Source organism: Streptomyces roseofulvus (genome assembly GCF_039534915.1).
Taxonomy (GTDB): Bacteria; Actinomycetota; Actinomycetes; order Streptomycetales; family Streptomycetaceae; genus Streptomyces; species Streptomyces roseofulvus.
This window is the reverse complement of record NZ_BAAAWE010000001.1, coordinates 7276069-7296566: the sequence shown is the minus strand read 5'-3', so window position 1 is coordinate 7296566 and position 20498 is coordinate 7276069. Positions and strand designations below refer to the sequence as shown.

The following is a 20498-nucleotide window of genomic DNA, read 5'->3' as shown; positions in this document are numbered from 1 at the left end:
TCCCCAGCATCACCGACCTGAGACGGAGGCCGTCATGTACCGCCCCTGCTGACCCCACCTGAACTCCTCGTCTTCCCTCCCCGCGCCATGGAGGTCCTGCTGATGTTCCGTCCGTAACGCCCCTGCCTGACGGGGTGCGTGAGCCAACACGCACCCCGGCCAGCCCGCTCTCGCACCACCGCTCCGGCCGCACGGCCCTTCCTCTCGCACACCGTGCGGCCGGAGCCCGCCCCGAAGGACTCGCCTTGTCCCTGTCCCGCCCCTTCCCTTCCCCACGCGACCGCTTCGCTGACCGCCTTCCGGAGACCGCTCGCGAGTGAAGGGCATCGCCGCCGCGATCGGCGCGCTCTGCCTTCCCCCTCTTCTCCTCGCCGGCACGGCCGTTGTCGCCGCCGCCGGCGGATCCTCGGCCGTGACGGTGCCGTCCTGCACCACCGCCCCGGTCGACGCCGCCGCTGTACAGCAGCAGGTCGCCGCCGTCCTCGGTGGTTCCGGCGCCAAGGGCTCGCGTATCGAGGGCCTCGAACTGCCCGACGAACAGATCCCGCACGCCCGCACCATCGTCGCCACCGGCATCGACCTCGGCGTCCCCGAACGCGGCCAGGTCGTCGCGCTGGCCACCGCGATCCAGGAGTCCCGCCTGCGCAACTTGTCGTACGGCGACCGCGATTCGCTAGGTCTGTTCCAGCAGCGCCCGAGCCAGGGCTGGGGAACTCCCGCTCAGATCCGCGACCCCGCCTACGCCAGCAGGAAGTTCTACGAGGGCCTGCTGAAGGTCTCCGGCTGGCAGCAGATGACCATCACCCAGTCCGCGCAGGCGGTACAGCGCTCCGGCTTCCCGGACGCCTACGCCCAGTGGGAGCCCCTCGCCCGCGCCCTGCAGCAGGCGCTGATGACCGCACTCCACGCGCCCGACGGTTCCGCAGGCGGAACACCGGCCCAGCAGCCGGCCGACTCGTGCGAGCCGCAGACCGGCGGTGCCGCCACCGGTCCGATCCCCGAAGGCACGGTCCCGAAGGGATACACGATCCCCGCGGACGCCGATCCTCGCGCGAAGACCGCTCTCGACTGGGCCATGCACCAGCTCGGTACGCCGTATCAGTGGGGCGGGTCCTGCACGGACGCGCACGGCCAAGACGCCCTTAAGCGCTGCGACTGCAGCTCCCTGACCCAGCAGTCGTACAAGGCCGCCGGCATCGCTCTCACCCGGGTCTCCCAGACCCAGGCGCACGAAGGGCGAGCCGTCTCCCTCACCCAGCTCCGCCCGGGCGATCTGCTGTTCAGCCGCGGGACCAAGGCCGCCCCTGAGCATGTCGGTCTGTACGCGGGCCACGGGCTCGTCATCGAGGCCCCGCGCACCGGCCGCAACGTCCGGTTCAGCACCCTCGCGGACTACGCCGCCCACAGCGCGCGCCGGGTCCTCTGACACCGGCCCCGCCCGGCCAGCCCTTTCGAGGCGCCGGGCGGGCCGGGCCACCTTCGCGCCGCCGAGCGCTTCTCCCCCTCTCCTTCCTTCTTCTCCCGTTCCCCGGCACGGGCCGCTGAGCCCTGCCCTCACAAGGAGCGCACCACCATCTCCCCCGCCACCCTCACCGCCCTCCCGTACGACCATCTCCTGCTCGCCTTCGACCCCGGCGTTTCCCCGAAGGGCGGCGGTCTGCCGGGCCTCGAAGTCCTGCGCACCGTCGTGAACAGCATCAATTTGTTCGGCATCGTGGCCGTGGTCGGCGCGCTCGCCGTCAGCCTCGGCGTGTGGGCCTGGGGTCACCACACCGGCGGCCACCAGGCCGAGGCCAACGGCAAGAAGGGCGCCGTGGTCGCCGCCGGCGCCGCCCTCGGGCTCGGCGCCGCCAACGGCATCGTGGCCTTCTTCTCCGCCCTCGGGTCCCAGGTCCAGTAATGGGGAAACGCTCCCTCTCCCCCCGTGTCGACTGGAGGCCATCACGACGGATCGTCATCGCCGCCGGCGCACTGATCATGCTGCTGCTCGTGGCCGGCGTGGTCGCCTGGTGGACCGGCAGCAGTAAGACGGCCGACGCCTCGCCACAGCCGCACGCCACGACCTCGCCCCCTGCCGGCGCCGCCGGTTCGGCTCCTCCTCCGCACGGCGAATCGGCAGCGCCGGTGGCCGGGCCGCCTCCGGTCTCTGGCCCGCTCGTCTTCGCCCGGGCCAGCGCGGTGATGCTGTGGTCCTTCGACGCCCGGACCACCAGCCACGCCGAGCAGCTCGCCGGGATGAAGTCCTGGATGACGTCCGAATCCGCCTACGCGGACTGGGACTCCGTGCAGGCCCAGATCCCCGACCCGGTGCTGTGGTCGCGGCTGAAGGACAACGGCCAGCACGCCACCGCAGCCGTCTCCGAGGCGCACTTCCCCAGTGCCTTCAAGCAGGCCATCGCCAACGATCCCGCCGCGATCACCGAGGCGTACATCTACGCCGTCACCGTGCGCGGCAAGACCCAGCTGGCCTGGACCGGGGGCGGGTCTGGAGTCGAGGACCGCCAGATCACCCTGGCCGTCCAGTGCCGGCCCAGCGCGGACTGCCGCCTGGTCGCCGTCGCCCCGCGCGTCGCCCCGTAGCCCTCTCCCGTACTTCCTGACCCGAAAGGACGCCCGACGTGGGCTTCTGTGACCTGCCCGTCGCCGGTTCGATCTGCGACATCGGCGACGCGATCGAGTTCGCCTCCGATCCCGTCGGCGCGATCGGGAACTGGATGGTGCAGAGCGCCGGTGACCTCGCCGCCGCGGCGGCCGACCTGGCTGCCAAGGCCATCGACCGCACCACCGCCATCGACCTCGGCGCGAGCTGGTTCCGCGACAACTACGAGACGACCTTGCCCATCGGCCTCATCGTGCTGGTCGCCACCTTCTGCGCCCAGCTCGTCAGAGCCGCCATCAAGCGAGACGGCCAAGCCCTCGTCCAGGCCCTCACCGGAACAGCGAGCGGCGTTCTCTTCGCATTCTGTGCGATCACCTTCACCACCGTGGCCATCGAAGTCGTCGACGCGCTGTCCGCCGGACTGTTCGCGGCGGCCGGCACGGACATCGCCTCCGCCGTGCGCCGGATCGTGAAGGTCTCGGCCATCGGTGCCGTCGCCGGACTGGGCTGGCTCGTCGCGGTCATCGCCGCGCTCGCCTCAGCCGCAGGAGCGTTCCTGTTCTGGTGCGTGATGATGGTCCGGAAGGTCGGCATCCTGATCCTCGTCACCTTGGCCGTGTTCGCGGGAGCGGGCGGCGGCTGGGAGGTTGCCCGCCGGTGGCGCCGCGGCTGGATCGAAGCCACCGCCACCCTCGTCGTCTCCAAGCTTCTGATGACGATCGTCTTCGTCCTCGGCATCTCCGCGCTCGGCGAAGCCGACAGCAAGGACGGCCTCGCCGCCCTGGCGGACGTCGCGGCAGGCATGGTGATCATGCTGCTCGTGCTGCTGTGCCCGTACATGGTCTTCAAGTTCGTCCACTGGGCGTCCGAGGGCACCGACGGCGAATCCATCCACCGCGCCGGTGGCGCAGGAGCCTCAGTGGCCCGCCAGCACGCCGAGAACGCCGGCCGTAAGGCAGCAGCCGCAGCGGCGACCGCCGGCACGGGCGGCGCCGCCGCAGGAGTCGGCGCGGCAGGAGGTGCCCAGGCTGGCGCCGGCGGGTTCCCCGGTGACATCGCCGCCAACCCCGCGACCGACACTGGCATGCAGAGCGAAGGCTCCAAGGGCGACTCGGAGAGCCGTCTGCAGGACCTGCTCCAGCAGACGATCTCGCCTCAGTCCCAGGGCGGCGGCACGCCCGACGGCCAGGAGGGCACCCCTCCGAGCTGGAGCGGGAACTGGGCCGGCAGCGAAGCGACTCCCGCGGGACAGCAGAGCGGTGAGCTCGGCAGCAGCTCGGCTGCGATGCCGCCCGCTCACGGGGCCGCGAGCAGCGACTCCGCACCCGCCGGCCCGCCGCCGGGCCCGTAGCCGCCCCTCCCGTACACCCGCCGCCGGGGGCAGGGGATCCTCCCCGCCCTGCCCCCCGGCTCCTCCCTCCCGGAAGCGATCGTGTCCTCCGTTCTCACCGTCAAATTCCCTACCCGGTCGCGTCGCGGCATCCTCCTCGGCCTGACCCTCCCCCAGCTCGTCCTGGTCTCCTCGACCCTCGCCGTGCTGCTGGCCACCGTGGTGACCGCGGGCCTGCTCGGCGCCGTCGTCCTGGCTCCGCTGTGGCTCACCACCGCCGTCCTGGTCGGCGTACGGCGCGACGGCCGCTCCCTGATCGACTGGGCGCCGCTCGCCGGACGCTTCGCCCACCGCCGACGGACCGGCCAGACCCTGTGGCGCGCCCGCCCCGTCTCCCGGCCCCGAGTGGAGGGGCTGCTGCACCTGCCCGGCACCGCCGCATCCCTGCGCGTCGCCACCGCCGACTCCGGGGCCGCCGCCGTCCACGACCCCCACACCCAGACCCTGACCGCCGTCGCCCGCGTCAGCTCCCGCGCCTTCGCACTGCTCGACCCGGCCACCCAGACCGCCAACGTATCCGCGTGGGGCCGGGCTCTCGCCGGCATCGCCCGCACCGGACGCATCTCGACCGTGCAGGTCCTGGAGCGGACCGTGCCGAACTCCGGCGACAGCCTCACCCGGCACTGGACCGAGCACGGCAACCCCCATGCCCCGATCGCCGGCCAGATCTACACCGAGCTCCTCGCTTCGGCCGGACCTGCCGCCGCCCCGCACGAGGCGTACCTCGCCATCGCCCTGGACCTGAAGGCCGCCAAGCGCCTGATCAGCCAGGCCGGCGGCGGCCTCGCCGGCGCCTTCACCGTCATGGAGCAGACCACCTCCTCGGTCGCCCAGGCCGCCCGCAACGCGGGCCTCACCGTCTCCGGATGGCTGGGGCCCCAGGAGATCGCCGCCGTGCTGCGCACCGCGTACGACCCGGCGTCCACCGCCCACTTGCAGCAGTGGTCCGCCACCGGCCAGGCAGAGGCCGACCCTGCCGCCGCCGGACCGGTCGCCCAGGTCGAGGAAGCCGACCGGCTGGTCACCGACAGCGCCCGGCACGCCACCTTCTGGATCGAAAACTGGCCGCGGACCGAGACAAGCCCGGGCTTCCTGCACAGCCTGATGTTCAGCGCCGGCGTCCGCCGCACCTTCTCCCTCATCTACGCGCCCCAGGGCATCGACTCCGCTCTGCGGGACGTCCAGCGCCGCAAGGCCGCGATCATCGCGGACGCCTCCGAGCGCCAGCGCCGAGGACAGGTCGACTCCGAAGCCGACAGCGTCGAGTACGCCGACGTGAAGACCCGCGAGAAGCAGCTCATCTCCGGCCACGCCGACGTCGCCCTCACCGGACTGCTCACCGTCTCCGCCGACACCGACCAGGACCTCGACGCCGCCTGCACCCAGATCGAGACGGCCGCCGCCGACGCCCAGGTCGACCTGCGGCGCCTGATCTACCAGCAGGCCGATGCCTTCATCACCGCGGCCCTCCCGCTCGCCCGCAGCACCCTGTAGCCCGCCCCGCCGCCCGACGGCGTCCTCCTTCCCCGCGAGAAGCCCATGTCCCCTGATGACCGCCGCGACGCCTTCGACGGTGACGCGTACCCCTACCTGCGGGCCGCCACCGCCGGGCTGCGCCACCACACCCGCGCCCAGAGCGCGACCGGCCAGGCCCAGCCCAGCGACCGGCCGCAACTTGACGCGCTCCACGCCCACCTCACCGCCCTGCACCGCCTCATCGACCAGGCCGCCGAGCAGACCCGCCCCGAGCACCCGGCAGCCGGGCGTCACCTGGCCACGGCCCACGCCCGGGTGTGGCAGGCCGCCGACTCCGTCCACGCGGCCTTCCACCTGGTCCCTGCGGCCACGGAGGACGAGACGTGCCAGCCCGACCGGCTTCCCGAGGGACCGCCCTTCCTCACCATCTGCCAGCGGCACCTCGCCGCCGTCCACGCGATCCGGCGCAAGACCACCGCCGCCGACCTCGCGTCCTGAACCGTCCTACTGGAAGCGTCCCTTGTCCCACCGCCGCGCCAGCGCCACTCCCCTGTTCACCCCGCATGGCATCGACCGCGCCCAGCGCCGGGCTCTGCGCAAGCAGACCGCCCGCGCAGAAGCCCGGGCCCGCACCGCCGCCGGCACCGGACCCGACCAGCAGTCCGGGGAAGCAGCCTTCCCCGCGCCGTTCTACCCACCCACCGGACGTCCCGGTCCCGCCTCCGCCCGCGGCAACCGCCTCAAGCTCCCCGCCCACCGCATGACCACCGCCGTCGCCAGCGCCGCCTACCCCTTCCTCGCCGAAGGCGGCCTGGGCGCCGACGGCATCTACATCGGCAAGGACCTCCACGCCGAAGGCAGCTTCACCTTCGACCCGTTCTCCCTGTACGGGCGCGTCGAGGGCTTCACCAACCCCAACGTGCTGCTCGCCGGGGTGATCGGCCAGGGCAAGTCCGCCCTGGCCAAGAGCCTGGCCCTGCGCAGCATCGCCTTCGGCTACCGCGTCTACGTCCCGTGTGACCCCAAGGGCGAATGGTCGGACGTCGCCCGGGCCTTGGGCGGCGAGTCCATCGCGCTCGGCCCGGGCCTGCCCGGCCGCCTCAACCCCCTCGACGCCGCACCCCGGCCCTCCTCGGTCCCACAGACCGAATGGGCGGGAGAGGTCCGCACTCGCCGTCTGCTCCTGCTTGCTTCCCTGGCCCGCACCGTCCTGGGCCGCGATCTGCTGCCCATGGAGCACACGGCCCTCGACATCGCGCTCGACAGCGCCGTCGCCCGGGCCGCCGCCTCCAGCCGCGAGCCTCTCCTCGGCGACGTCGCCCACGCCCTGGCCGACGGTCCCGGCCTCGAACTGGCCGGCGGCCGGCTCTCCGGACGCCTCGGAGATGCCGCCCGCGACCTCGCCCACGCCATGCGCCGCCTGGTCTTCGGCGACCTGGCGGGCATGTTCGACGCCCCGTCGACCACGGTCTTCGACCCCTACCGGCCGATGCTCACCGTCGACCTCTCCCGCCTCGGCGGCAGCGACGACACCGCGCTCGTCCTCGCCATGACCTGCGCCTCCGCGTGGATGGAAGCCGCCCTCACCGACCCCAGCGGCGGACGGCGCTGGGTGGTCTACGACGAGGCGTGGCGCGTGCTGCGCCACCCTGCCCTCCTCATGCGCATGCAGGGTCAGTGGAAGCTCTCCCGCGGCCTGGGCATCGCGAACCTGATGGTGATCCACCGCCTGTCCGACCTGCTCTCCGCCGGCGACGCCGGCAGCCAGAGCCGTGCCCTGGCCGAGGGCCTGCTCGCCGACTGCAGCACGCGCGTGATCTACCGGCAGGAGACCGACCAGCTCGCCGCCGCCTCCAGCCTCCTCGGCCTGACCTCCGTAGAAGCCGGAGCCCTGTCCCACCTCAGCCGGGGCCGCGGCCTCTGGAAGGTCGCCGGACGCAGTTTCGTCGTCCAACATCAGCTGCATGCAGCCGAATTGGACCTTTTCGACACCGATTCCCGTATGCATTGACCCCTTCTCCTGGAGTTCCCCTGCACCCCGATTACGAGCACTACGACAACATCGGTCGTAGCACCGAACAGATCATCGCCGCGCACTTCGGCATGGCGACGGAGGGCGACCTCCTGCGATGGGCTCGTCGTGACGCCGAGGCGTACCTCGCCGAGCGTCCTCTGCCGACTGGCTCGCCTGTCCCTCTCGACACCGCCGCATATCGCGTCGCACTCAACGAGGCCCGGACAATCGCCGAGGTCAGTGCGGTCACCAGACACCTGATCGAAGCCTGCAGGCCCGTGCTGGAGTCGATGGGCCTGGTCCTGTCAGACATCGCCGACTGGAACGGCCGGTATGGGAAGTCGGAAGCCGACTCCCCGTCCCGGAAGGTGATGGAGGCGGCCAACCGCCTCGTGTCCACGCTCTGGGACGCCGAGGCAGCCGACCTCGCCGCGCTCCGGGCGACGTACGACCCCGCTCCTACACGCCCGGGTTCGAAGCCCGCGCCGGGCCTCCCTCCTGCCCCGCCCGAGGCGCAGTCCTCCGGCCCTAAGAGGTCCTAACAAAGGCGTTGGACGTGTCGGTGGGTGATGAGACAGGTGGCGAGGCCGAGGAAGGCTTCGTGGATGTCGTCGCGTCGTTCCCATCGGATGCGCAGGCGGCGGAATCCGTGGAGCCAGGCGATGGTGCGTTCAACGACCCAGCGGTGGACGCCGAGGCCCGAGCCGTGTGGGACACCGCGTCGGGCGATCACCGGTTTGACGCCCTGGGCCCAGACGAGGCGGCGGTATTTGTCGTGGTCGTAGCCGCGGTCGGCCAGCAGTGTGTCCGGTCGTCGTCGCGGCCGTCCGACCAGGCCGGCGACGGACGGGATCCTCGCGAGCAGGGGCATCAACTGCGTCACGTCGTTGCGGTTGCCGCCGGTCAGCGACACGGCGAGCGGGATGCCCTGTCCGTCGACGAGGACGTGATGCTTGCTGCCCGGACGTGCGCGGTCGACCGGGCTGGGTCCGCTTTTGGGCCGCGCCGAGCGGCCCTGACATGACTGGAGTCGATCACCGCCCGGGACCAGTCGAGCTGCTTCGCCGACCGCAACTTCGTCAGCAGAACGACATGGAGCCGGTCCCACACACCCGCCTCGTTCCATGCGGCAAGCCGCCGCCAACACGTCATGCCGGAGCCGAAGCCGAGCTCCTGGGGCAAGTACTCCCACTGGATCCCCGTGTGAAGCACGAAGAGGATCCCGCACAGAGCCTTCCGGTCAGGAACCCGCGGGCGCCCCGCCACCAGCTTCGGCGCCGGGACTGGCAGCAACGGCTCGATCAGCAGCCACAGTTCGTCCGAAACGATCCACGGCCGAGAGTTCCTCTTCCCCACGAACGGACCAACGAGCATCCAAGCCGACAGTCACACCATCAATGGCTTCTGTTAGGACCTCTAAGACGTCGTTTCTTATGGCGTGATCGTTCGTTGATCCGTTCATGACGGATCTGGTTGAGCGGCTGGTACCGGACGAGTTGTGGGTGCTGTTTCAGCGGGTGGTGCCACCGACTGAGGTGATACGTCCGCAGGGCGGTGGCCGGCGTCGGGCGGGTGACCGTGAAGCCCTGGCGGCAATCATCTTCGTGGCGACCTCAGGCTGCACATGGCGGCAGCTGCCGCCGGTGTTCGGTCCCGCCTGGCCCACCGTCTACCGCCGGTTCGCCCAGTGGAGCCGGGAGCGGGTCTGGGCCCGGCTCTACCGCGTGATCCTCGACGAACTCGGAGCGCGGGGCGAACTGGACTGGTCACGGTGCGCGATCGACTCCGTCAGTCTGCGGGCCGCAAAAGGGGGCCACTGACCGGACCGAATCCGACCGACCGCGGCAAACTGGGATCGAAAATCCACCTGATCTGCGATCGCAACGGACTGCCGCTGTCCCTGGGCATCTCGGGTGCGAACATGCATGACAGCCAGGGCCTGGAGCCGCTCGTGCGCGGTATCCCGCCCATCCGGTCCCGGCGCGGGCCCCGGCGTCGGAGGCCGGCGAAGCTGCACGCGGACAAGGGCTACGACTACGACCACCTGCGCCGATGGCTCCGCAAGCGGGGTATCCGCCACCGCATCGCCCGCAAGGGCATCGAGTCCTCGCAGCGGCTGGGCCGGCATCGCTGGGTGGTCGAGAGAACCGTGTCCTGGCTGGCGGGCTGCCGGCGCCTCCACCGGCGGTACGAACGCAAGGCCGAACACTTCCTCGCCTTCGTCGGCATAGCCGCGACCCTGATCGGCTACCGCCGATTGGCGGCCCTGCTCACGGCCTGAGCCGGTCCTGCTGCACGTCGAAGCAGACCAGTCCCATGGACTCCGCGACGGCCGCCGCGTAGGCCGACGCCTCCTCGGCCATGCTCCACCGCATGGCGAAGTAGATCAGCGGACCACTGGCCTCGTCGATCAACGGACCGGTCGACCAGGGCGAGGTGTCCTCCTCGTCCTCGGTGATGTCGCACCACCGCTCAAGCAGCGCGGCCACGTAAGCCGCAACGCGTTCGGACGGAGGCTCTTCCACCTCGCCGTCGATGTAGCGGTCGTAGAGGTCGCTGAAGACCTGGCCGGCGGTCTTGTCATCCGCCGGCCTCTCGCCTTCCCACACAGCAAGGTCATAGCTCATGACCGGAGACTCTCATGCCGCTCGGACAGCCATAAGAAACGACGTCTAAGCCCAGCCGCTAACCCCTTTCTGGAGGCTGAACTTGTCGACCCGTTCCTTCATCGCTCGCCCCACCGACCCCTCGACCGGAAGCCGGTACGCCGGCCGTTACTGCCACTTCGACGGCTATCCCGAGAACCAGCTCCCTCTGCTGCTCGGTGCTCTGCAGTACCGCTTCGCCGGCGACCTAGAAGCCCTTCGCCGCCATCTCATCGACGCCCCGCACGATTGGTCGGGGCTCGGCATGGACCTGCTGGAAGGCGCCCCCGAGCACGTGCTGAACCAGATCGATCCGCACGCGGAGCGCTTCCCCAGCCGCCCCCTCGACGACGTCGTCACCCTGTCGGGCGAGCCGGCCGAGCCCATCACCATCACGCAGGCCAACGCCGGCGGTCTCGAATGGGGCTACGTCCTGCACGACCACGGCATCGAGGTCATCGCCCTGACCTGGGACGACCGCGGAGGCCCGATCGTGAGCTGGGACACGTCCCCGCTCGCACGCTTCCAGGGCACCCCGTCGCTGTGGGGCCGCGACCAGCCCGTGCCCGTCCGGCCAGCCCGCCCCGCGCTGAAGGTCGTCCCGCCGGTCAGCCCCCTGCCGGCCCCGGCCAAGACCCGCGTCACCCGCTGACCCCCGACTCCAGGAGCCCATCCCTGTCCGCCCCGCAGATCACCGTCGTCATCGCCACCCAGCTCCGCCCCGACCGCCTGCTCTACCTGGAGCAGATGCACGCGAGCCTCACCCGGCAGACCGTTCCGTGGGAGGCCGTGCTCGTCCTCGACGGCGCCCCGCCCGAAAACGTGCCTGCTCCGATCGCCGCCGACCCGCGGGTACGGGTTCTCCCCCTGCCCCGTTCGGTCGGCGCCGCCTGCGCCCGCAACCTCGGCCTGAACCTCGTGAACACCGAGTTCGTGAACTGGGCCGACGACGATGATGTCTTCCCCGACTGGAGCCTGGGCGTACGGCTGGCCGCAGTCACCGACCGCCTCGGGTGGGTCGCCGGGTACAGCGCGGACTGGCTGCCAGACGGCACCACCCGCGTGTGGGAGTGCCCCACGCCGCCCGGTTTCCACGCCGCCGGCGACGTGGTCACGTACTGGCCGCTCCCGCAGGACACCATCCCGATCGGGCCCACGACGATCCTGGCCCGCACCCGCCTCGTACGCGCGGCCGGCGGCATGGGCGGCCTCGTCCAAGGCGAGGACTACATGGCCGCCGTCGGCGTCACCAACCTGGCCCCCGGCGTCCTGCTGCCCTTGCCCGTCTACAAGTACCGCAAGCACGACGGGCAGATGACACAGGGCGAGCAGTACGACGAGCTGGAGCTCGCCGCCCGGCAGCACGCCCACGCCTACGGCCACGCCCTGCGCAACGCCTTCGTCGCCGCCCGGGCAGCGTGAACATGGCCGGCACCGCACTGCCGCAGGCACGGCCGGACGCCGAGATCATCCTCTGCATCAGCGCCAAGGAGGGCCTGGTCGCCATCCCCGTGGGTGAGAAGTACTCCCACGGACACACCGCCCTCCGCTCGACGGGCGCCTTCGAGAAACAGAAGGCGGGCTTCCACGTCCTGCGCGACCTCAGCACGATGCGCGTCGTGATGCCCGCGCTGGCCCAGGCCGCCAAGCTCTATCGGGTCGCACTGACCACCAGCTCCAACCCGTATCTGGGGGACTACGCCCAGAAGCTGGCGCGCTGCCTGCCCGGCGCATGGACAGCGACGGTCGAGGTCTACGCCCACCCTGTGTGGCAGGAGGACTGGCTCCCCCTGCTGTGGGACGGCGGTGAGCTCACCGAGGCAATGGAGCGCTGCCGCGTCCCGTATGGCGCTGTCCTCACGAGCTCGACCGGCGCGGAACTGCTCCTGATCGAGCAGCCGGGCGCCGCAGGTCGCTACCTGCTCGGCGCGTGCGCGAGCAGCACCTTCGACGACAACTACGACAATCCGTTCGCTCCGCCGGCCATCGGGTTGCCCAACTACCCGAGGCTCGCCGCCGCCAAGGTGACGACCAGCTTTCTTCCCCGCTATGAGCACGCGGTGCACAAGCGCCTGTTGGCGGAGGTCGAGAGCGGGCACGGACGTCTGGAAGACCTGCGGCGCTCTGCCGGTGACGGCCCCGCCGAGAGCTCGACGGCCGTGCTCCGCCGGCTTCGCCCCCACGCGGCTCACCTCCTCGACCGAGTCTGGTGGGCCACCACCCCGGACCGGGCGGATGCCGAGGCGCTGGACCGGCTGGACGCCCTGCTCCGGCCGGGGCGAGGCGACCGGCCCTCTGTATTCAGGGCGCCGGCCCCGCTGCCCTCTGCGTCGGCCGACGACGTACGCCGATGGCTCGCCGACGCCCCCGTACTCCTGAAGCACGCCCGGGCCACCCTGCCACCCCCGTCTGCGGCCGACTCCCGCAGGGCGCTCGCCTCGGCTCCCCGAGCCCCCGCAGCCCCGACCGCCTCAGGTCGCGGCCGGTGAGCCCGCTCTCCTTCCTCCCCTCCCACTCCGAGGACGTACATGCCCCATGTCCCCCATTTCCACTTCGGCCTCGACCCCGGCCTCGGTGTCGTAGCCCGACCGACAACGGAGATCACGCCGCATCTGGCCAACTGGTACCTAGTGCATGAGCAGTTCGAGCTCGTTCCCGGCACCGCAGATCTGTACCGGCTCACCCGGCAGGACCACGATCCTTGGCGACGAGGCCGACAAGCCGTACACGATCTCCGCAAAGCCGGATTCGCCGTCCAGGCCGACTACAGCCTCGATCCCGCCCAGTCCGCCCCGCCCGCTCCCACGCGAGGCAACGGGCTGGCCGAGCGCCGAGCCCGCATCGCAGCGGCGGCAGCCAGCCGTTCCCCTCAGCGCCCCCTCACGACAGCGCCCGCGGCAACGGCGCCCATCCCCGCCGCTGGACCGGTTCGCGCTGCTGTCTCGCGGGGGCGGTGACCCGTGGACGACGCCTCGATTCGCATCGTCCGTGAGCGCGGCGGCGAAGTGGAAGTCACCGGCCCTGTCGATCCACTCGCCATGGAACTGCTCCTGAGGGCCGGCTTCCTGGCCCAGCCCACGCTGAGAGGCCCCTGGATCCGTCTCCCGTTCGACATGGGCGAGACCTGGGAGAACGACCGCGCCCAGTGGGCCGCCGACATGCTCCGCACCGCGCGGTACCCCGTCCTCCTCGACTCCAGCCTCAGCTCCGCTTCTCCCCCCGCCCCGCCCCATCGCCGCGCTCCCGCCCTGCGCGCGGCTCCGTCGCGACGCCGCTGACGCGCCGCCTTCCGGAGAACACCCGTGTCCCCTACCGCCCACATCACTCTGCACTCAAGCCCTGACGACGGCATCGTCGCCCTCCCCGGCGGACCAGGTGCCGACTGGGCCGTCATCGCCCTTGACCTCGCGCACTTCGAGTCGGCCGACGAAGGAATCCACGTCCTGCCGATGTCCGACCTCGACCGTGTGCAGAAGGCGCTCGACACGCTCTACACCAACGCGCACCGGTTCGGCATCACGGTGACCACCACCCCCCAGCCGTTCATCAGCGACATCGGGCGAGGCATCGCTGCACGCCTTGATGACTCCTGGACGGTGGAGATCGGCAACTGCCTGCTTTCACCCTCGGATTCACGTAGCCGCCTGAACTTCCTCTGGGACTCCCTGGGGGGATCCCTGTCCTACGTCATGCAGACGCACTCGGAGCAGGTATCGGCAGTGGCCTTCCTCCGCTCAGAAAACGGCCTCGAACTGGCGGTGCTGCGGCGCCCGTGGGACGGCCAGATCGTCGTCGGTGCCCTCGCTCCGGATGCGCAGTTCGCCTCGCTGGGGACGGTGGCGCCGGTCAGCGTCGTCGCACCCGATGTCGCCGGCGTCCTGAAGAAGGTCACGGAGACACTCCTGCCTTCCTACGAACACGCCCTGGCGCAGGCCCACTTCCGGCTCCTAGGACGCGTCCTTGATCAGATCCGGTCGGCCCGGACGAGCGGCGCCCTGCCCCGCGTCTGGGCGTTGAACGAGGACCTCTGCCAACACTGGTACAGCCTCGACCAGCATCTACGCCGAGGCGTGTACGGTCCGCTGCCGAAGGCTCTGGACGATCTCCTCCGCGGGGCCGATGCAGCCCTGACCGAAGGCAGCGCGCAGGATGAGGAAGGAGCTGTTCAGCTCCTGGAGCGCTGGCTACAGCAGGGCACACTGCTCGTCGACCTGGTGCAGTCCCTCGACCCGGACTTCACCGCCTCCTCGGTCACACCGTCGGCACCTGCTCCCCTCCCGCCCGGGCCGCCACATCAAGGGCGCCGGCCGGGGATGAGCAGGTGACGACCGCACGGACGTCGGGACCGGTTCTGGGCGAGCCTTACGTGGCTCGGCTACTGGTCGGCACCATGATCGCGCGGCTCCCGACGGGCATGGTGCCGGTCGTGCTCCTCCTGTTGGTCGCCGACCAGGGCGGGGCCGCGTCCACGGCCGCCCTGATGTGCGCGGCGTACGGGCTGGCCTCCGCGCTCGGGCAGCCGGCACTCGGCCGGGTCGTGGACCGGCACGGGCAGACGGCCGTGACCTGGCCGGCTACCGGCGTCACCAGTCTGGCGATGCTGGCCATGCCCCGCGTCGACTCGACCACGCAGACGCCGCTGTTCATCACCCTGGTCGTCCTCGCCGGCATCTCCACCCCGCCGGCCGAGGCCAACCTTCGAGCCCTGTGGCCGAGCGTGCTGCCCGATCCTCAGCAGCAGCGCGCCGCGCTCGCCCTGGACACCGGCTCGCAGGGGCTGATCTTCATCGTGGGGCCCCCGCTGGTCGCCGCCATCACCACGTTCGCCGGACCGGACACCGCCATGGTCGCGACAGCCATGCTCGGCCTGGTCGGGGCGGCGGTCGTCCTGAGCGCCGCCCCGTCCCGGAGCTGGCGCCCCGGCACGGCCGCGTCGTCCGGGCTTCTCGGCCCCCTGCGCTCGCTCGGGCTGGTCGCTCTGCTCGTCGCCATGACCGGGACCGGCGTCGCGCTCGGTGCCCACACGGTCTGGGCCGTCGCGCTTGCCGAGCGGAGCGAGAGCGCTCTGCTGCTGGGACTCCTGCCGGCGGCGCTGTCCGTCGGCAGCCTCCTCGGCGGCACGCTCTACAGCCGACGGGCGTGGCCGGGCAGTCTCACCTCTCAGCTCGTTGCGGGCTCCGCCGCCTTCGCCGTGTGCTGGCTCCCCCTGCTGCTGAGCCCCGGGCCGGCAGCGGCCGTCGCCGTGTCCGCCCTGCCGGGTCTTGCCCTCCCGGCGCTGGTGACCAGTGCCTTCCTCACCGTGGACGCGCTCGCCCCGGCCGGCACTGTCACCGAGGCGTACGCGTGGCTGATCGCCGCCATCGGCATCGGTCAGGCCACGGGGACGGCCTTCGCCGGCCAACTCACCACCCACCCCCAGCTTGGCGCCGGCCTCCCCGCCGCCGGAGCGGCGCTCACCATCGCCGTGCTCGCCGCGGCGTGGAGCTGGATCTACGTGCCCGGCACCCGCGCACGCCGCGGTCGGCACCGCCGTGTTCCCGCGCACCGCGCGGGGAGGGCTTCGGCCCGGCCCGTCTGACACCCCCTTCCCTCTTTCCCTTCTCGAACCCAAGGAGATCTTCATGGCCGTGCCCACGTCCTTCGAGGTCGTCCACAGCTGTGGACACGCCGTCCCCTACGACATGTCGACCCGGTCGGCCGACCAGCGCGCCGGGTACGCCCGGTGGCTCGCCGAACGGAAGTGCGCCGAGTGCTGGCGAGCCGAACATCGGGCCGATGCCGCGAGTACCGCGGAGTGGCTGGCCGCCAAGCGCGCCGAGGAACAGGCCGCCGCGGCGGCGTGGGCCACCCAGTTCGACATGCCCGAGCTGGAGGGTCCCGAGAAGATTCTCGGCTGGGGCGAGCGCTGCCGGCACCAGCTCGTGACCAGTGCGTACGAGACTCTCGTAACTGAGGGGAGCTGGGACGAAGCCGACTGGGCACAGCTGGAGGAGCAGATCCGCCTGCTGACCCGGGCCGGCTGGTGGGTCGACCAGCGCGACGCCGACGGTGTGGATCTGCCGGAACTCGTCGAGGCTGCGAGCGACCGGGACCGGCCCACGGAGAACCCGTTCCGATAGGACTTGTCCGGCCGATCATGTGACTGCTTCTTGCCCGAGTCGTTCCTGTGGGCATGGGGCGGGGTGATCTGAGTGATGCCGAGTGGAAACGGCTTCGGCCGTTCCTTCCGGTCAGCTACGGGCGTCGTGGCAGGTGGCGGGATCATCGGCAGGTGATCGACCCTCACACCACCCTGCGATGCCACGCACGGCGGCCACCTTGCGGGCCGCAGGATCGCCGACTGGCCGCGCGAAGCCAAAGCCAGCACTCTCTCCCCCCCCCCGTTACCTTCTTCGTGGCTCCGCAATGGGGCTACCGGCCTTCGGGTCCGGCATGACTTCCCCCTCCTGTTGTTGATGATCCGGGGGGTGGTGTCACCGGGCCCGGAGGCATCGACGGACCGCTGATGAGGGGCTTGAGCACCGGCTTCACCCAGGCTGGAAGAGCTCTCCGTAACGTGGATGTGGCAGCTCGGTGCCGTGGCAAGGCCGGACGAAAGCGTGATGGAGGGGCTGGCACGTGATCGACACCGGCGACATCGACGTCTTCCTCGGCCTGGACGTTGGCAAGGGCGAACACCACGCCACCGCCGTCACACCGGCCGGGAAGAAAGCGTTCGACAAGCGGTTACCCAACACCGAACCCAAGCTCCGCGAGCTGTTCGCGAAACTCCAGGCCAAGCACGGGACGGTGCTGGTCGTGGTCGACCAGCCGGCCTCGATCGGCGCCCTGCCGCTGGCGGTCGCCCGCGACATGGGCTGCCCGGTCGCCTACCTGCCGGGCCTGACGATGCGGCGGATCGCCGATCTCTACCCCGGCGAGGCCAAGACCGATGCGAAGGACGCGTTCATCATCGCCGACGCCGCCCGCGCGATGCCCCACACGCTGCGGGCCATCGACGGCGAGGACGAGACGATCGCCGAGCTGGAGATGATCGTCGGCTTCGACGACGACCTGGCCGGCGAGGCCACCCGCGTCGCGAACCGGCTGCACGGCCTGCTGACCCAGATCCATCCGTCGCTGGAACGGGTGCTGGGGCCGCGGCTGCAGCACCCAGCCGTCCTCACCCTGCTGGAACGGTTCGGCTCCCCGGCACAGATACGCAAGGCGGGCCGTCGGCGGCTGGTCACGCTGCTGCGGCCGAAGGCCCCGCGGATGGCCGAGCGACTGGTCGAAGAGATCTTCGACGCCCTGGACGAGCAGACCGTGACAGTCCCGGGGACGGAGGCGGCCGCGCTGATCGTCCCGAGCCTGGCCGGATCGCTCACGGCCGTGCTCGACCAGCGGAAACTGTTGGCCGGTCGGATCGAGGAACTGCTGGAGGGCCACCCTCTTTCCAAGGTCCTGACCTCGATGCCGGGCATCGGCGTCAGGACCGGAGCCCGCATCCTGATCGAGGTCGGCGACGGCAGCACCTTCCCGACCGCCGGCCACCTCGCCGCCTACGCCGGACTCGCACCCGCGACCCGGAGCTCAGGTTCCTCGATCCGCGGCGAACAGCCCTCCCGGAGAGGAAACAAGCAGCTCAAACGAGCCTTCTTCCTCTCCGCGTTCGCCGCCCTGGGCGACCCGGCATCCCGGGCCTACTACGACAAGAAAATCGCCCAGGGCAAGCACCACACCCAGGCCCTGCTCTGCCTCGCCAGGCGCCGGGCCGACGTCCTTTTCGCCATGCTCCGCAACGGAACCTTCTATGAACCCCGGCCAGCCTCAGCCGGCTGATCCTCAGCGGCCTCGCCGCACACAGGGCAGTCCCGCTCGTCGACCGAGTCCATCACGACCGGATGACCACAGAAGTCACACGGCCGCATCCCCTCGCCAGCCGACTCTCGGACAGGCACGTCATTACTCATGACAGTCACAGTGCCACCCGACCACCTTGACCAAAGACATAGGGGCACCCCCCCCGCCCACGAACAAGCCCTCACCGACATCGACACCTGGTGGCACTCGTCCTTCGCCGTCATCTGGCCCCGCTTCTACGCGTACGCCAATGCACACGTCGAACAGCATGGCAGCGAGCACCTCTCCAACGTCAACAAGACCCCGACGGCGTTCCGCTGGGACCAGGCAGCGACAGTGGGCAGGGCCCGGCAGGTCGGGGTGAGCTGCCAGGCCCTGCGGTGAGCTTGTGGTTGCAGTTAGCCGTTGTGGCGGTTGGTGAAGTGGGTGCTGGCGTAGGACCAGGCGCCGGCGGTGGTGGTGGACCAGCTGACCTTGACGGGGTCGAAGGTGGCGTCGGGCTTGGTAAGCCAGGTGAACATCTTCACGGTGCCGTCGGTGTAGCCGTACATGGCGCCGATGTCGTCGCGGCCGTCACCGTTGTAATCGCCCACGACCGTCTTCATCGACGCGTACGTCAGGCTGCCGGCGGGAATCGTGAGCGCGGCGCGCGGGGCGACGAAGGTGCCGTCGGCGTTGCTCTTGAGGACGTAGGCGATGTCGCGGCCGTCGGCGTAGTCGAACCAGAAGAGGATGTCGTCGCGGCCGTCGGCGTCGAAGTCGCCGGAATGGACCTTGGTGGCGGCCCAGTCGCCCCAGCCGTCGTGGACGAAGCCGGCGAAGGGAGCCGCGTACCCGCCGTTGGGCTGGGCGAGGAACGTCCACACCTTGATGGCGCCGCCGGCGTAGTCGTAGAAGACGGCGATGTCGTCGCGGCCGTCGCCGTTGTAGTCACCGGTGACCGTCTTGCCCATGGCCCGGGTCCAGGTGGTGGAGGTCCAGCTCTTGACCGGGGAGCCGAAGCTGCCTTGCGGGTTGGCGACGAAGGTGAACAGGGCGTCGCTGCTGTCGGAGTACTCGTACCAGGCGATGACGTCGTCGCGGCCGTCGCCGTTGGAGTCACCGGAGTGCAGTACGGCGCGTTCCCACTGCCAGCTCTCGATGGGGCCGGTCCAGGTGGCGAACGGGGTCTGGAAGGCCCCGTTGGGCTTGCCCAGGAAGGTCCAGAGCCTGGTCTCGCTGTCGTACCTGTTCATGACCGCGATGTCGGCGATGCCGTCGCCGTTGAAGTCGCCGGAGACCTTCTTCATGTCGCCGAGGTCCCACTGGTCCGTGGCAGTGCGGGCCATCGAGGAGTGGGGGGCGGCGATGGAGCCGTCGGTCGTGCCGGCGAAGCGGTGCATGGCGTCGGTGCCGTCGGCGTAGGTGTACCAGTCGCTCATGTCGGCGAAGCCGTCGCCGTTGAAGTCGTTGCGGACGACGGTGCCGCTGGACCACTGGGAGATGCCCTGCGCGGTGTACACGGTGAGGTTGCCGCGGTCGGTGAGGACGGCGGTGCCGCCTGCGGCGGTGGTCTTCGCCTCCCACAGGTTCGCGGTGTCGGCGGCGTTGCGGACGACGAGGTTGCCGGAGGCGTTCAACAGGGCTGTTGCCCCGGCGCCGGTGGTGCCGGTGGACCACAGGGTCTTGCCCGCGTTGGAGGTGATGACGAGGTTGCCGTCGGCCTTCATCATCAGTTTGGCGGAGGCAGAGGCAAGGGTCACGCCGGGAAGCAGACGCTGGCCGGCCTTGAGACGGGATCCGAGCACGATGTTGTCTGCACGGGCCGCGATCGCCCCAGTGCGGGTCTCGGTCTCGCTCGCTTCGAAGCATCCGCCCTGCCACGAGCGGCTGCTGACACCGACGAGCTCGGGAGTACCGTTCGTCATGCGGGTCAGCGGCGCTCCGGTGTCGCCCTTGCAGATCGCATCACTCGCGGTCCTGCCCGCGATGTGAACCTCAGCTTCAGCGACGGAGTTGACGGCGAATGAGGCCGTGTGGAGCTTGTTGGGCACCCATTCCGTCTTGGTACGGCCGTAGCCACTGACCGTGAGCGTGTCACCGCTCGTGGCCGGGGTGTTGGCCACGGATACTGGCGTAATGCCCGCTGCAGGTGTGGCCAGCCGAGCCATGACCAGGTCGCGCCCTTCGCGGGGCACCAAGTCGACGATTTCACTGACGTGCCCGCCGGTCCCGGTCAGGTCGGCACGACCGATCGTCGCGACGGTCTTCTGAGCCGGCTTTCCGGGCGTGATCTCGGTGAGTCCGCCGGTGAAGCATGAGGCGGCAGTCAGCACCCAGTGGGCGTCGATCAGGGCACCGGAGCAGGCGCGCAGGCTCCGCCCCCCATCGGTGATCTCGATCCTCGTGGTGAATGCGTAGGCGTCCCCGGCGACAGGGGTGCCGGTGACGGCCTGGACGGGGGTGGTGATGAGCGCGCTGACGGCAGAGGCGGCCGTGACGGCGCCGACTATGCGAGCGGTGCGTGTACGTCTTGCAGACACGGATGATTCC

The 20498-nt window shown here is 70.7% G+C and carries 20 protein-coding genes; 17 read left to right on the top strand and 3 right to left on the bottom strand.

The window, feature by feature from the left end:
- Window positions 1–316 precede the first annotated feature (316 nt).
- From ABFY03_RS33520 to ABFY03_RS33485, 8 genes are all read left to right on the top strand, one after another.
- Window positions 317–1426, top strand: coding sequence for a C40 family peptidase (locus ABFY03_RS33520; RefSeq protein ID WP_346171680.1), 1110 nt, complete (start codon window positions 317–319; stop codon window positions 1424–1426).
- 189 nt (window positions 1427–1615) lie between these two features.
- Complete coding sequence (locus tag ABFY03_RS33515; RefSeq protein WP_031008868.1) at window positions 1616–1900, top strand: DUF6112 family protein; 285 nt, start codon at window positions 1616–1618, stop codon at window positions 1898–1900.
- On the top strand, window positions 1900–2580 hold the full coding sequence (locus ABFY03_RS33510; protein ID WP_346171679.1) for a hypothetical protein: 681 nt from the start codon (window positions 1900–1902) through the stop codon (window positions 2578–2580). The genes ABFY03_RS33515 and ABFY03_RS33510 overlap by 1 nt, the downstream gene beginning before the upstream one ends.
- A 38-nt stretch (window positions 2581–2618) precedes the next feature.
- The gene (locus ABFY03_RS33505; protein ID WP_346171678.1) at window positions 2619–3950 is read left to right on the top strand and encodes an SCO6881 family protein; all 1332 of its coding nucleotides are present in this window, start codon (window positions 2619–2621) and stop codon (window positions 3948–3950) included.
- A gap of 81 nt (window positions 3951–4031) precedes the next feature.
- The gene (locus ABFY03_RS33500; protein WP_346171677.1) at window positions 4032–5483 is read left to right on the top strand and encodes an SCO6880 family protein; all 1452 of its coding nucleotides are present in this window, start codon (window positions 4032–4034) and stop codon (window positions 5481–5483) included.
- 45 nt (window positions 5484–5528) lie between these two features.
- Window positions 5529–5963 (top strand): DUF6238 family protein, encoded by a 435-nt coding sequence (locus ABFY03_RS33495; protein ID WP_346171676.1) that lies wholly within the window; start codon window positions 5529–5531, stop codon window positions 5961–5963.
- Between the two features lie 22 nt (window positions 5964–5985).
- Window positions 5986–7476 carry an ATP-binding protein gene (locus tag ABFY03_RS33490; protein ID WP_346171675.1) on the top strand — a complete coding sequence of 497 codons (1491 nt, stop codon included), beginning with the start codon at window positions 5986–5988 and terminating at the stop codon, window positions 7474–7476.
- Window positions 7473–8021, top strand: a complete 549-nt coding sequence (locus ABFY03_RS33485; protein ID WP_346171674.1) for a hypothetical protein — start codon at window positions 7473–7475, stop codon at window positions 8019–8021. Before ABFY03_RS33490 ends, ABFY03_RS33485 begins: the two co-directional genes overlap by 4 nt.
- Here ABFY03_RS33485 and ABFY03_RS33480 read toward each other — a convergent pair.
- Window positions 8018–8853, bottom strand: a protein-coding gene (locus ABFY03_RS33480; RefSeq protein ID WP_428838198.1) for an IS5 family transposase whose coding sequence is annotated in 2 segments (ribosomal slippage) — window positions 8018–8478 and window positions 8478–8853 — 837 coding nt in all. Because the reading frame shifts where the segments join, the coding sequence is not laid out codon by codon here. The genes ABFY03_RS33485 and ABFY03_RS33480 overlap by 4 nt on opposite strands.
- A gap of 86 nt (window positions 8854–8939) precedes the next feature.
- On the opposite strand from ABFY03_RS33480, the gene ABFY03_RS33475 reads away from it, so the two are divergent.
- Window positions 8940–9760 (top strand): IS5 family transposase gene (locus tag ABFY03_RS33475; RefSeq protein ID WP_428838199.1). Its coding sequence is split into 2 segments (ribosomal slippage): window positions 8940–9297 and window positions 9297–9760, totalling 822 coding nucleotides; the frame shifts between segments, so codons are not numbered across the junction.
- Here the strand turns inward: ABFY03_RS33475 and ABFY03_RS33470 are convergent.
- Window positions 9750–10106, bottom strand: a complete 357-nt coding sequence (locus tag ABFY03_RS33470; protein ID WP_346171672.1) for a hypothetical protein — start codon at window positions 10104–10106, stop codon at window positions 9750–9752. The two genes, ABFY03_RS33475 and ABFY03_RS33470, sit on opposite strands and share 11 nt — an antisense overlap.
- An 82-nt stretch (window positions 10107–10188) precedes the next feature.
- Between ABFY03_RS33470 and ABFY03_RS33465 the strand changes: the two genes are divergently transcribed.
- The 8 genes from ABFY03_RS33465 to ABFY03_RS33425 all read left to right on the top strand — a co-directional run bounded on the left by ABFY03_RS33465 (window position 10189) and on the right by ABFY03_RS33425 (window position 17945).
- Window positions 10189–10776, top strand: coding sequence for a hypothetical protein (locus ABFY03_RS33465; RefSeq protein WP_346171671.1), 588 nt, complete (start codon window positions 10189–10191; stop codon window positions 10774–10776).
- A gap of 38 nt (window positions 10777–10814) precedes the next feature.
- Window positions 10815–11546 carry a glycosyltransferase family 2 protein gene (locus tag ABFY03_RS33460; RefSeq protein ID WP_346172343.1) on the top strand — a complete coding sequence of 244 codons (732 nt, stop codon included), beginning with the start codon at window positions 10815–10817 and terminating at the stop codon, window positions 11544–11546.
- A 2-nt stretch (window positions 11547–11548) separates the two neighbouring features.
- A complete protein-coding gene (locus tag ABFY03_RS33455; RefSeq protein ID WP_346171670.1) occupies window positions 11549–12613 on the top strand; it encodes a hypothetical protein in 1065 nt (354 codons plus the stop codon).
- Between the two features lie 549 nt (window positions 12614–13162).
- Window positions 13163–13402 carry a hypothetical protein gene (locus ABFY03_RS33450; protein ID WP_346171669.1) on the top strand — a complete coding sequence of 80 codons (240 nt, stop codon included), beginning with the start codon at window positions 13163–13165 and terminating at the stop codon, window positions 13400–13402.
- 24 nt (window positions 13403–13426) lie between these two features.
- Window positions 13427–14449, top strand: coding sequence for a hypothetical protein (locus ABFY03_RS33445; protein ID WP_346171668.1), 1023 nt, complete (start codon window positions 13427–13429; stop codon window positions 14447–14449).
- A 41-nt stretch (window positions 14450–14490) separates the two neighbouring features.
- Window positions 14491–15702, top strand: coding sequence for an MFS transporter (locus ABFY03_RS33440; protein ID WP_346171667.1), 1212 nt, complete (start codon window positions 14491–14493; stop codon window positions 15700–15702).
- Window positions 15703–15745: 43 nt separating this feature from the next.
- A complete protein-coding gene (locus ABFY03_RS33435; RefSeq protein ID WP_346171666.1) occupies window positions 15746–16243 on the top strand; it encodes a hypothetical protein in 498 nt (165 codons plus the stop codon).
- A gap of 499 nt (window positions 16244–16742) precedes the next feature.
- Window positions 16743–17945, top strand: a complete 1203-nt coding sequence (locus ABFY03_RS33425; RefSeq protein ID WP_386723767.1) for an IS110 family RNA-guided transposase — start codon at window positions 16743–16745, stop codon at window positions 17943–17945.
- A gap of 419 nt (window positions 17946–18364) precedes the next feature.
- Here the strand turns inward: ABFY03_RS33425 and ABFY03_RS33420 are convergent, their stop codons facing one another.
- Window positions 18365–20488 carry an FG-GAP-like repeat-containing protein gene (locus tag ABFY03_RS33420; RefSeq protein WP_346171665.1) on the bottom strand — a complete coding sequence of 708 codons (2124 nt, stop codon included), beginning with the start codon at window positions 20486–20488 and terminating at the stop codon, window positions 18365–18367.
- Window positions 20489–20498: the final 10 nt, after the last annotated feature.

Bases quoted from the DNA above. Each gene is read 5' to 3' on its own strand.
- ABFY03_RS33510 (WP_346171679.1), top strand. From the start codon at position 1,900: ATGGGGAAACGCTCCCTCTCCCCCCGTGTCGACTGGAGGCCATCACGA.
- ABFY03_RS33495 (WP_346171676.1), top strand. From the start codon at position 5,529: ATGTCCCCTGATGACCGCCGCGACGCCTTCGACGGTGACGCGTACCCC.
- ABFY03_RS33470 (WP_346171672.1), bottom strand. From the start codon at position 10,106: ATGAGCTATGACCTTGCTGTGTGGGAAGGCGAGAGGCCGGCGGATGAC.
- ABFY03_RS33455 (WP_346171670.1), top strand. From the start codon at position 11,549: ATGGCCGGCACCGCACTGCCGCAGGCACGGCCGGACGCCGAGATCATC.
- ABFY03_RS33450 (WP_346171669.1), top strand. From the start codon at position 13,163: ATGGAACTGCTCCTGAGGGCCGGCTTCCTGGCCCAGCCCACGCTGAGA.
- ABFY03_RS33435 (WP_346171666.1), top strand. From the start codon at position 15,746: ATGGCCGTGCCCACGTCCTTCGAGGTCGTCCACAGCTGTGGACACGCC.